The sequence below is a fragment of the Bordetella sp. genome (genome assembly GCF_057362025.1).
Window position 1 is genome coordinate 16770 of record NZ_JBMQQZ010000018.1, and the last position, 10656, is coordinate 27425.

Annotated in this window: 11 protein-coding genes; 5 read left to right on the forward strand and 6 right to left on the reverse strand. The window is 67.5% G+C overall.

Annotation, left to right across the window (positions count from 1 at the left end):
• Nucleotides 1-7 precede the first annotated feature (7 nt).
• The 3 genes from ACO1P8_RS05870 to ACO1P8_RS05880 are packed head-to-tail and all read right to left on the reverse strand — an operon-like array spanning nt 8 to nt 3225.
• Nucleotides 8-1063 (reverse strand): D-2-hydroxyacid dehydrogenase, encoded by a 1056-nt coding sequence (locus ACO1P8_RS05870; protein ID WP_486294978.1) that lies wholly within the window; start codon nt 1061-1063, stop codon nt 8-10.
• Complete coding sequence (locus tag ACO1P8_RS05875; RefSeq protein WP_486294979.1) at nt 1060-2226, reverse strand: mandelate racemase/muconate lactonizing enzyme family protein; 1167 nt, start codon at nt 2224-2226, stop codon at nt 1060-1062. The genes ACO1P8_RS05870 and ACO1P8_RS05875 overlap by 4 nt, the downstream gene beginning before the upstream one ends.
• 30 nt (nt 2227-2256) lie before the next feature.
• Complete coding sequence (locus tag ACO1P8_RS05880) at nt 2257-3225, reverse strand: Bug family tripartite tricarboxylate transporter substrate binding protein (protein WP_486294980.1); 969 nt, start codon at nt 3223-3225, stop codon at nt 2257-2259.
• Nucleotides 3226-3411: 186 nt separating this feature from the next.
• On the opposite strand from ACO1P8_RS05880, the gene ACO1P8_RS05885 reads away from it, so the two are divergent.
• A complete protein-coding gene (locus ACO1P8_RS05885) occupies nt 3412-4332 on the forward strand; it encodes a LysR family transcriptional regulator (protein ID WP_486294981.1) in 921 nt (306 codons plus the stop codon).
• Nucleotides 4333-4474: 142 nt separating this feature from the next.
• Nucleotides 4475-5185, forward strand: a complete 711-nt coding sequence (locus ACO1P8_RS05890; RefSeq protein ID WP_486294982.1) for a UdgX family uracil-DNA binding protein — start codon at nt 4475-4477, stop codon at nt 5183-5185.
• 154 nt (nt 5186-5339) lie between these two features.
• On the opposite strand, the gene ACO1P8_RS05895 is transcribed toward ACO1P8_RS05890, so the two are convergent.
• The 3 genes from ACO1P8_RS05895 to ACO1P8_RS05905 all read right to left on the reverse strand — a co-directional run bounded on the left by ACO1P8_RS05895 (nt 5340) and on the right by ACO1P8_RS05905 (nt 8031).
• Nucleotides 5340-5669, reverse strand: coding sequence for a DUF4148 domain-containing protein (locus ACO1P8_RS05895; protein WP_486294983.1), 330 nt, complete (start codon nt 5667-5669; stop codon nt 5340-5342).
• Between the two features lie 236 nt (nt 5670-5905).
• Nucleotides 5906-7363 (reverse strand): heavy metal sensor histidine kinase, encoded by a 1458-nt coding sequence (locus ACO1P8_RS05900; RefSeq protein WP_486294984.1) that lies wholly within the window; start codon nt 7361-7363, stop codon nt 5906-5908.
• Nucleotides 7336-8031 (reverse strand): heavy metal response regulator transcription factor, encoded by a 696-nt coding sequence (locus ACO1P8_RS05905; RefSeq protein ID WP_486294985.1) that lies wholly within the window; start codon nt 8029-8031, stop codon nt 7336-7338. Before ACO1P8_RS05905 ends, ACO1P8_RS05900 begins: the two co-directional genes overlap by 28 nt.
• A 180-nt stretch (nt 8032-8211) precedes the next feature.
• Between ACO1P8_RS05905 and ACO1P8_RS05910 the strand changes: the two genes are divergently transcribed.
• The 3 genes from ACO1P8_RS05910 (at nt 8212) to ACO1P8_RS05920 (ending at nt 10343) form a co-directional block, all read left to right on the forward strand.
• Entirely contained in the window at nt 8212-8838 is a 627-nt protein-coding gene (locus tag ACO1P8_RS05910) for a hypothetical protein (RefSeq protein ID WP_486294986.1), read from the forward strand.
• Between the two features lie 136 nt (nt 8839-8974).
• Nucleotides 8975-9589, forward strand: a complete 615-nt coding sequence (locus ACO1P8_RS05915) for a cytochrome b/b6 domain-containing protein (protein WP_486294988.1) — start codon at nt 8975-8977, stop codon at nt 9587-9589.
• A complete protein-coding gene (locus ACO1P8_RS05920; RefSeq protein ID WP_486294987.1) occupies nt 9582-10343 on the forward strand; it encodes a molybdopterin-dependent oxidoreductase in 762 nt (253 codons plus the stop codon). The genes ACO1P8_RS05915 and ACO1P8_RS05920 overlap by 8 nt, the downstream gene beginning before the upstream one ends.
• Nucleotides 10344-10656: the final 313 nt, after the last annotated feature.

The window sequence follows — 10656 nt, forward strand, 5'->3', positions numbered from 1 at the left end:
TGCGGGCTCAATTCCGTGTCGCGGTGGCGCCGTCGCGGGCGGCGGGCGTGGCGTCGTTGGCCAGGGGTTCGCCGTTCAGCCAATGCATGAAATTGCGCAGGAAGATCTCGTTGAAGCGCGCGGCATTGCCGGGCGAGGCGCCGGCGTTGTGCGGCGATATCCAGGCGTGCGGCGCGGTCCATAGCGGCGAGTCGGCGGGCAGCGGCTCGGTGGCGAAGACGTCCAGGTAGGCCGAGCGCAGCCGGCCGTCGCGCAAGGCGGCCGCCAGGGCGTTCTCGTCCATCAGCTCGCCGCGTCCGATGTTGGCGACGCCCGCGTGGGGCGGCAGCAGGTCGATGCGCCGGGCATCGAGCAGGTTGCGCGTGTCCGGCGTCAATGGGCAGGCCAGCACCAGCCAGTCGCATGAGGGCAGCAGCCCGTCCAGTGCGTCCAGGCCGCAGACGCGGTCGAAGTGCGGCACCGCGCCGGTGCCGCGTCGCACCCCTATCGTTGCCAGGCCCACGGCCTTGAGGAGCCGGCCGATCTCTCGCCCGATGGGGCCGAGGCCGACGATGAGCGCCGTCTGTTCATGCAGGTCGCGCGCCATGTGCGCGGCGGACAGGGGTTGCCAGCGTTGCTGCGCCTGCGCGTCCAGCCAATACGTGAATCCGCGCGCGTGGCAGAGCATGGCGCCGACCACCGTCTGGGCGATCGGGACGGCATTGCCGCCCGACGATGTCGTCAGGCGCACCGTGCGCCGCAGCGTGTGCTGGTAGAGGGGGTTATCGATTCCGGCGGAGCAGACGTGCAGCCATTGGGCATGCGGCGCGGCATCGAAGGCGTCGAAGAAGGCCCGGCTGGCCGGGCTGGGCGCGTCCTTGCTGCTGCCCTGCATGATGTCGCGCGAGAAAAAGCCCAGCCGTATCGATGCCTGGTCCTGCGCGGACAGGGCCAGCCCGGGCTGGCCGGGCGCGACGATCAGGCGCAACGGTTGTCCGGCGGCGCGCGCCAGGGCAAGCAGACGGTCGCCCATCTCTTCGCAAAGGGTTTTCGAAATCAACAGACCTGCCGGTTCCGTGTTCATGGCGCAATGACCGTATGGCGTCCCGCATAGGCGCTCAGTGCCTCCGGGTCCGCATCGATGCCGATGCCGGGCGCGTCGTGCAGCGACACCTGGCCGTCCATCGGCGTGGGGAAGCCCGCTGCGCCGAGCGTGCGCAGGGGATTGGAATTGGCGTCCAGTTCGAGCACGCCGTCGCCGCCCGCGGCACACAGGACGTGTGCGGCCAGCGCGGCGCCGATATGCGAACCGAAGGCGTGGGGGCAATAGCGCTTGCCGCGCGCCAGGGTTTCGCGCGCCAGCGGCAGCACCCCGCTGACGCCGCCCCACTTGCCCAGGTCGGGTTGGACCACGTCCAGCCAGTCGAAGGCGGCGCGGAAGGCGTCCAGTGTCAACAGGTTCTCCCCCGCCGCCAGGCGGTGCCCGGCGGCGCGCAGCGCTTGCCATTCCGACGCGGGGCGTTCGGGGCCGATGGGCTCTTCCACCCATTGCAGCGGCAGCGGCCGGATGCGATCCAGCGCCCGCCGCGCGGCGTTCACATCCCAGCCGCAGTTGGCATCGATCATCGCGCTCTCGCCGGCCGCCAGGCCGCCCACGGTCGCCTCCAGGGCATCCAGCGCGCGGTCGTCCGCGAAGCCGGCCTTGAACTTGAAGGCGCGAAAGCCCCGCTCGCGCAGCGCATCCAGATCGCGTTGCGATATCGCAGGGGACACGCCGCTCGCATAGACGGGCAGGCGGCGCGCCTGGCCGCCCAGCAGGCGATACAGCGGTATGCCGCGCGCACGCGCGGCCAGGTCCCAGAGGGCGCAGTCCAGGCCCGCCAGCACGTGGGCGATGGGGCCGGGTTCGCCCGCCAGCCGCAGCATGGGCAGCATGGCCGTCGCGAGTTCATCCAGCAATGCCGGAATCGCGGCTATCGTCCTGCCCACCGCGCGCGGCGCCACCAGCTTTTCGAGGATCGAGGCGCGGTGATACGCGCCGAAAGGCGGATGGCCGCTCCAGATTTCGCCCCAGCCATGATGGCCGGCACCATCTTCCACTTTGACCAGGGTCGAGGTGCGTTGGGTCGATGTACCGAAGGAGGATTCGACCGCGGGCGGCGCATCGTCCTGGAAAACGTAGACCTGGATGCGCGCGATGTGGACGGCGCTGGGCGGCATGGCGGGAGGGAAAGTCTCTGGGGGCATCGGATATCCTGCGGTTCTGTCGCGCGGCGTTCAACGATTGGTCAGGCCGGGCGAACGCGCGACCACGTCGGCCCATAGCCGCGACTGCGCCTGCCATTCCTGCTGGAACGCGGCGCTGGACCCTCCGCCCGGCTCCAGCCCGCCGCCGCGCAGCACCGCCTGGATCTCCGGCGCCGCCAGCGCGCGATTCAGCGCGGCATTCAGGCGTTCCACGCGATCGGCCGGTACCTGCGATCGAACGAACATGCCGGCCCATGACGAGATCTCCATGCCCGGTACGCCCGCCTCGGCCATCGTCGGAATGTTGGGGAAGGCCGCCGACCGCGCGTGGCCGGTGGTGGCCAGGCGCCTGACTCGCCCGGAACTGACGAAGGGCTGGGTAACGGCCTGGGTTTCGATCAGCATGTCGGCGTTGCCGGCCGCGACCCCCAGCGCCGCCGCGGGGCTGCCGTTGAAGGGAACCTGGTAGATATCGGCACCGGTCCGTTGCTTCAGGACTTCCGTCGCCAGTTGGGCGGCGCTGCCGGGGCCGCTGTTGGCGGCCACCAGCGCGCCGGGCTTCTGTTTGGCGCGCGCGATCAGCGCCGCCATCGAATCGATGCCGCTGTCGCTGCGCACGATCAGGAAGAAATCGGTGGAATAGAGCTTGCCGACCGCCTTCAGGTCCTTCAGCACGTCGGCGGCCTGGCGCGGATAGACGTGCGGATTGATGGCCATGGTGCTGCCCGCGGCGACCAGTACGGTATAGCCGTCCGGCGGGTTCTTCAGGACTTCCTGCGCCGCGATCTGGCCGTTGGCGCCCGGGCGGTTTTCCACCACCACGGGCTGGCCCAGCGCCTGCGCCATGGCCGGCGCGATCGCGCGCATGCCGGTATCCGGTGTGGATCCGGCCGGAGAGGCGATCACGAGGGTGATGGTGTGTGTCGGGAAGCCGGGTTCCGCGGCGTGGGTGGCGGCGCATGCCGTCAGGCAGGCCAGGGTCGATAGCAAACGGCGCATGGTTGTCTCCTTGCCGGGACGTCGCGCGCCGCAGGATGGGCTTGTCGCGTTCCGGTCGACGATTGCCGCATCTTAGGAAGGGTGTACGCGATGGTCTAATACCAAAATAATCCTGCGCGATACGCGAAGCGTTTCACCGCGTGCGGCGCTGCACTGCAACCGGATCACGGACGGCCCGAACCTTCCATGTCGACGCGCGCATCCAATCTGGACCTACGCATGGTCCGGCAATTCCTGGCAGTGGCCGAAACGCTGAGCTTCCGGCGGGCGGCGGAGCAGATGCACATGGCCCAACCGCCGCTCAGCCAGGCCATCATGCGCCTGGAGGCCCTGGTGCAGGCGAAATTGTTCGAGCGGTCGCCGCGCGGCGTGCGGCTGACACCGGCCGGCGAGGTTTTCAAGCTGGAAGCCGTGCGGCTGTTGAACCAGGCCGGCCGGGCGCTGGAACGCACGCAGCGCGCCGGTCGCGGCGAACTCGGCACCGTGCACGTGGGTTTCATCGGGCCGGCGATGATCGCGCTGCTGCCCAAGGTCATACTGGCCTTTCGGGAACGCTTTGCCGGGGTGGAGCTCGCGCTGCACGAGGGCAGTTCCATGCAGGTCGCCGGGATGATCCATTCGGATATCGTGGATATCGGCTTCCTGGTGACCCCGGCAGACCTGCAGCCGGACGTATCGACCGAGGTCATCGTGGTGGACCACCTGGTGGCGGTGCTGCCGGCCGGACACAGGCTGAGCGGTGAATCGCGCATACGCCTGGAAGACCTGGCCGACGATGCCTTCGTGCTGTTCTCCGCGCAGGGGGTACCGACGCTTTCGTCGCGCATCGCGGCGCTGTGCCGGCGGGCGGGTTTCGAGCCCCGCATTGCGCAGGAGGCGGTGCAGATTTCGACGGTGCTGGGATTGGTGGCGGGCGGCGTGGGGGTATCCATCCTGCCGGGCTCCATCGTTGCGCTGGCCACCGGCGCGATGGCGTGCAAGCCCATCGTCGCCGATGCCGACCTGCTGCGCGTGAGAATCTGCGCGGCGTATCGTGCTGAACGGCTCAGCGATGCGGCGCAAGCCTTTCTGATGACGGCTCGCCTGCATGCCACCGGGCAGGGTTAGCCGTGGACGGGGCTGTCTGCCCCCGAGGGCGGGACGGGCGCAGCGGGGCCGTATCGGGTGCGGTTTTTGCGCGTCATGGGGCCCGCCTTTGCGGCAGCGCGCTGGTCGCCGTTCGCCGCGCCACCTTGTGCGAGCCCTTGCCATGACCACACGTCCCAAAGAAGAAAAGCCCGCGCCTTCCAGGGCGGCGGCGCCCACCCGCGCAAAACCCGCCGGCGGCGATGACAGCCTGGCCCAACCCGCGCAGCAGCCGCGCACGCTGGAAGAATGCCGCCGCTGCGCGTTATGGCGCGATGCGACCCAGCCCGTGCCGGGCCGCGGTCCGAAACGCGCCGCGATCCTGCTGGTGGGCGAGCAGCCGGGAGACCAGGAGGACAAGGCCGGCGAACCCTTCGTCGGGCCGGCCGGCAGCCTGCTGGATCGCGCGCTGGACGAGGCCCGGGTGCGCCGCGACGACGTCTTCGTCACCAACGCCGTCAAGCACTTCAAGTGGTTTCCGCGCGGCAAGCGACGCATGCACAAGACGCCGGCCCAGCGGGAAGTCCAGGCCTGCCACTATTGGCTGGAGAAAGAACTGGCGTCGGTTCGACCCCGCGTCGCCGTGGCGCTGGGGGCCACCGCGCTGAAGGCGCTGATGCAGCGTGCCGATGTGCGGTTGACGGCGATGCTGGGCCAGCCTTTCCGCATCGGCGACCTGACCGTCGTACCCACCTACCATCCTTCCTTCATATTGCGCGCGCCGGATCCGCGCTCGCGCGAATTGGCGTATGCGGCCCTGGTGCAGGCCTTGCAGCGGGCGGGACGCATCGCCAGCGATGCAGGCGATGGGCAAACCCCCGCGGCGGGCGCCTGAAAAAGACATCGGCCCCGTGAGGGCGGGGCCGATGGGTACTGCGCGAGAGGAGCACCGGAAGACGCCCCGCCTCTCTTCGGGGCTGCCGCCTGCCTTTTGGGCGGGCGGCCGGTCTGGTCGGCCGGCGTGTCCGCCGGCGCCGCGCCGTTCCGGCTTAAACGCCTTGGAACGGCTGGTTATCGAGATCGCCGAAGGCGACGTCGCCATGCACACCGCCGGCGGCTACCGTGGCGGGCACGGAGGGCACGTTGGCCTGGGCGGTGAACGGGGCATTGTCCACATCGGCATTGCCGGTCAGGCCGGCCGCGCGGGCTTGCGCCAGGTCCGCCGCGACCTGGCTACGGCTGGCGGCATTGCTGTCCACTTGGCCGTATACGCCCTGGAACGGGGTGTTGTCGGTGTCGCCGCGGGGCGTACCCGCTTGGGCGCCAGCCACCAGGGCCAGGGATAGGGCGACGGAGGAAACGATGGTTTGGATTTTCATGGCACTTCTCCATTAGTCGGTTGGGGGAACGGCGCGGGTTTGTAATGCGCCTTGTTCCCGACGTGTGGATATTGTGCGCGCCAGCATCATAGGGATAAACCCTCGGTCGGCGAATTCACTTTTCCAATTGCAGGACTAATGGAAGAAGATGTCTGTGTAAAAAAGTATAAATCGATAGTGTCGATCTATGTAGCCTCTGGCACCGGTTATTTGTTTATTCAACGCCGCGGGGCGCTTCAGGGTGCGCCGCGCACGGCGCGACCGCCGTCCGCCTGTCCAGGGCCGGCCTGCACGACCGCCGCCGCGGGGTAGCGCAGCGTGAAGCGGATATGGCCGTCCGGGGACGATTGCGCCTGGGCGCTACCGCCATGCAGCGTCATGATGGCGCGCACGATGGCCAGGCCCAGTCCACTGGCGTCCGAGCCCGCGCTGCGTGACAGGTCCGCGCGATAAAAGCGATCGAAGAGTTTATCCAGGCGGTCGGGCGGGATGGGCGCGCCCCGGTTGTCGACGTGGATACAGACGGAGTCGGGCCAGGTTTCGGCCCGGATCGTGACGGTGCTATCGGCGTCGGCATAACGCACCGCGTTGGCCACCAGGTTGCCGAGCGCGCGGCGGAACAGGATGGCGTCCGCATGCAGATGACCGCTCGCGCTGCACTGCAGCCGGATGCCGCGTTCTTCCGCCAGTCCTTCGAAATACTCCGCCACGCGGCGCAGTTCCACGGCGAGGTCCAGGCGGGTGTGGTCCAGCGCCGATTGCGCGTTGTCCGCGCGCGCCAGGAACAGGATGTTTTCCACCAGCCGCGACAGGCGTTCGAGTTCTTCCAGGCCCGATGCCAGCACGCTTTCGTAGTCTTCCGGCGTGCGGCGCTGGTAAAGGGCGACCTGGCAGCTTCCCATCAGCGCGCCGATCGGCGTGCGGATCTCGTGGGCGAGGTCGGCGGAAAACTGCGTCAGCCTTTCATAGCCGTCGGCCAGGCGGTCCAGCATGGCGTTGAAGGACGCCGCGACTTCGCGCAGTTCGTGCGGCGTGTCGGCAAGCTTCAGGCGTTGGTCCAGGTGGGCCGGCGTGATCCGGCTGGCTTGCGCTGCCATCGTGCGCAGCGGTCGCAGGCCGCGCCGCAGCGCCAGGTAGCCCAGCACCGCGATGGACAGGAAGGCCGCGACCGCCGCCAGCGCGATTTGTCCGCGATAGACGCGCAGCATGCGAGCTTCGCTCAGCAGAAGGTGGGCCGCCTGGACTTCCACCGCCCGGCCGTCCACGGTGCGCGTCATCGCGGCGACGACGCGCATGCGGCCGCCCTGCGCCGTCGCCGCCGGATGGACGTCGGCCACGGTGAGCGGCCGGTCCTGCGCCACGGGCGTCATCGGAGGCAGGGTTTGCCTGCCGGGATTGATGTCCATGACGGGTTGCGAATCCCGCATGCGGAACGTCAGTATGTCCTGTTCGTTGCCCAGCATGTTTTCGAACAGGGCGGGCCGGGCGCGGATCTCGTCCAGCGTCAGCGTGTCGCGCAGCAGCGTGCGGTAGCGTTCGACGCGCCCGATCAGGCCGACATCGCCGCGCAGGATCAGGCTGGCTTCCAGGGATTTGTACAGGTACACGCCGGCCATGCTGACGACCAGCGCCGCGAGCAGCGCGAACACCAGCGCGGTGCGCAGGGTCAGGGAGTGTCGGCGTTGTCCGCGCATACGCGTACCTCGCAGACGTAGCCGATGCCGCGTACCGTGTGTATCAGTTTGGGATCGAAGGGCCGGTCTATCTTGGCCCGCAGGCGCTTGATCGCCACATCGACCACATTGGTATCGCTGTCGAAGTTCATATCCCAGACTTCGGAGGCGATGATGGCGCGCGACAGGACTTCGCCCTCGCGGCGCACCAGCAGGTGCAGCAAAGTGAATTCCTTGGCCGTCAGGGCGATGGCGGTATTCATGCGGACGACGCGTCGCCGCAGTACGTCGATGTGCAGGTCGGCCAGGCGCAGCTGCTCGGCTTCGCGTACCACGCCGCGCCGCAGCAGCGTGCGCACGCGCAGGACGAGTTCCGTGAAGGAGAACGGCTTGACGAGGTAATCGTCGGCACCGAGCTCCAGGCCGTGTATGCGGTCCTGCAGGTGGTCGCGCGCGGTCAGGAACAGCACCGGGACGTCCTGGTGCTTGCGCAGCGTTTCCATGATCTGCCAGCCGCTCATGCCCGGCAGCATGACGTCCAGCACGATGAGGTCATAGCGCTGCTCCAGCGCCAGATGCAGTCCATCGGCGCCGTGGCGCGCCAGATCCACGGCGTAGCCCGATTCGCCCAGCCCCTTTTTCAGGTACTCGCCGGTTTTAGGATCGTCCTCGACTACCAGTATGCGCACACCGCACCTCTATTGCCTCGCGCCGATTCTATCGGTTTGGGCCCGGCCCTTCATGACATTATTGTCATCCTGGCGTCATGTTGGCGTCCTCATGCGGGCGCCACCATAAGCCGTCGTCCCTGCGGGGACTTTCCCGGGCGGTCCGGATTCGTGGCCCGCCATGGCCTGATGGAGAATCGGATGAACAAGCGTTATCGGATCGGAGCGTGGTGTGCCGGCATGCTGCTGGCAGGCGGCATGGCCGCCGCACAGGCGCAGCCGGCGCCGGCCAACCGCCTGGCGGTACGCGGCAAGATCGAACAGGTGACCGACTCGACGCTGGTCGTCAAGGCGCGCAACGGCAAGGACGTGAGCCTGGCGATTCCGGCCAATGTCGCCGTGCGCTCGGTGTCGCTGGCCAAGCTCGGCGATATCAAGCCCGACAGCTTCATCGGTACCGCGGCCACGCCGCAGCCCGACGGCACCCTCAAGGCGCTGGAAGTGCATGTCTTCGCGGCGTCGCTGCGTGGTTCCGGGGAAGGCAACAGGCCGTGGGAAGGCGCCGACGGCAAGGTCGGACAGATGACCAACGGTACCGTCGGCAGTCTGGTCGGCACCAACGGCACGACCATGAAGGTGAAGTACAAGGACGGCGAAAAGACGGTGGTCGTGCCGCCCGATGTTCCCATCGTCTACATGGAGCCCGGCGACCGTTCCCTGTTGAAGGCCGGCGCGCCCGTCCTGGTGTTTCCCACCAAGAACGCCGACGGCAGCCTGACGGCCAGCACCATCGTTGCGGGCAAGGACGGCACGATTCCGCCGATGTAAGGCCGGACGGGTCCGCGCATGGCGGCGCGCCGCCCGCGGCCTGGCCGCCGCCCATTCCCTTGCCGCTATGGCGCGCCGGATGTCCCGGCGCGCCGCGCACCGGAGGCTACTCTTGTCCTTGAGCTCGTTTCGCGGGATGGACGCGCCCGTGCGCCGCGTCCATCCCCTGTATGTACGGATCACCCATTGGCTGAACGTCTATGCCATGGCCTGCATGTTCATGAGCGGCTGGGGCATCTACAACGCCTCGCCCATCTTCGGTTTCAGCTTCCCGCAATGGGCGACGCTGGGCGGCTGGCTGGGTGCCGCCACCATCTGGCATTTTTCGGTGATGTGGCTGCTGGTCGGCAACGGGCTGGTGTACCTGGTCGGCGGCGTGCTTTCCGGCCATTTGCGGCGGGACATGCTCGATGTGCGTCCACGCGCCGTGGCTCGCGATGCCGTGGCCGCGCTAAGGCTGCGCCTGCCCCATACGCCGGGTCGGTACAACGCCGTGCAGAAGGCGCTGTACCTGGGTGTCCTGCTGCTCGGCGTATTGATCGTGCTGTCCGGCCTGGCGATCTGGAAACCCGTGCAACTGAGCGGACTGACGGACCTGTTCGGCGGCTTCGCGGCCGCGCGTGTCGTACATTTCTGCGCCATGGCGGGCATCGGCCTGTTCGTCGTGGTCCATCTGCTACTGGTAATCGTGGTGCCGCGCACCTTGCCACCGATGATTACCGGCCGCGCCCATGGAGGCCGCGATGCCTGAACGCAAACATCCCCGCCTGGTGCTGGAACCCGCCCAGCGCAGCCAGCTGTATCGCGCGCAGCGCCGCCTGCTGCTGCGCGGCGGACTTTCGCTGGGCGCGATCGCCATGATGAGCGGCTGCAATATGCAGGATGGCGATACCTTCGACAAGGTGCTGTGGGCCATGTCGCGCTGGAACGACCGCGTGCAGGCCTGGCTGTTCAATCCGGACAAGCTGGCGCCGACCTACGCGGCGAGCCAGATCACCGATCCCTTCCCCTTCAATGCCTATTACCCCGAATACAGTGTGCCCGACATCGATACCTCGGCGTGGCGCCTGGAAGTATCGGGAATGGTGTCCGACAAGCATGCGTGGACGCTGGAAGAGCTGCGCCAGCTGCCGCAGGCCGCGCAGATCACGCGTCTGATCTGCATCGAAGGCTGGAGCGCCATCGGCCAGTGGAGCGGCATTCCGCTGAAGACCTTCTTGCAACGCGTGGGCGCCGACCTTACCGCACGCTATGTCGGCTTCAAGTGTGCCGACCGCTACTACGGCAGCATAGACATGCCGACGGCACTGCATCCGCAGACCATCCTGGCAATGGATTTCGGCGGCGCGGCGCTGCCGGCGGACTATGGGCAGCCCTTGCGGCTGCGCGTTCCGACCAAGCTGGGATTCAAGAATCCCAAGCACATCGTGGCGATGTTCGTCACGAACACCTATCCCGGGGGGTACTGGGAGGACCAGGGCTACAACTGGTTCAGCGGCATCTAGTCGGGCAAGGGGCAATAGCCTTCGTTTATGAATTCAATAGTCGGCGCAATGTAATAGTGGTGGATTAGTGCGAAATCTGGAAAGATGAATTTCGGCCATGAGGGTTTATCCCTAGGTCCTGGAAGCGCAGAATGCGTTTCATCGGGAACAGCAACGGACATCGCGAACTTCCCAACCGAACGAAATCGCGATGTACGACCCGGATCACTTAACCAGGACTAGGAGTACTGCCATGCAAGCCAAGACCATCGTTTCCGCTCTGATTCTTTCCTTCGCCGCGATCGGCGCCGCGCAAGCGGCCAACAGCGAGCCC

Excerpts from the sequence above, each read along its gene's own strand:
- ACO1P8_RS05870 (WP_486294978.1), bottom strand. The coding sequence starts at position 1,063 with ATGAACACGGAACCGGCAGGTCTGTTGATTTCGAAAACCCTTTGCGAA.
- ACO1P8_RS05875 (WP_486294979.1), bottom strand. The coding sequence starts at position 2,226 with ATGCCCCCAGAGACTTTCCCTCCCGCCATGCCGCCCAGCGCCGTCCAC.
- ACO1P8_RS05880 (WP_486294980.1), bottom strand. The coding sequence starts at position 3,225 with ATGCGCCGTTTGCTATCGACCCTGGCCTGCCTGACGGCATGCGCCGCC.
- ACO1P8_RS05885 (WP_486294981.1), top strand. The coding sequence starts at position 3,412 with ATGTCGACGCGCGCATCCAATCTGGACCTACGCATGGTCCGGCAATTC.
- ACO1P8_RS05890 (WP_486294982.1), top strand. The coding sequence starts at position 4,475 with ATGACCACACGTCCCAAAGAAGAAAAGCCCGCGCCTTCCAGGGCGGCG.
- ACO1P8_RS05895 (WP_486294983.1), bottom strand. The coding sequence starts at position 5,669 with ATGAAAATCCAAACCATCGTTTCCTCCGTCGCCCTATCCCTGGCCCTG.
- ACO1P8_RS05900 (WP_486294984.1), bottom strand. The coding sequence starts at position 7,363 with ATGCGCGGACAACGCCGACACTCCCTGACCCTGCGCACCGCGCTGGTG.
- ACO1P8_RS05910 (WP_486294986.1), top strand. The coding sequence starts at position 8,212 with ATGAACAAGCGTTATCGGATCGGAGCGTGGTGTGCCGGCATGCTGCTG.
- ACO1P8_RS05915 (WP_486294988.1), top strand. The coding sequence starts at position 8,975 with ATGGACGCGCCCGTGCGCCGCGTCCATCCCCTGTATGTACGGATCACC.
- ACO1P8_RS05920 (WP_486294987.1), top strand. The coding sequence starts at position 9,582 with ATGCCTGAACGCAAACATCCCCGCCTGGTGCTGGAACCCGCCCAGCGC.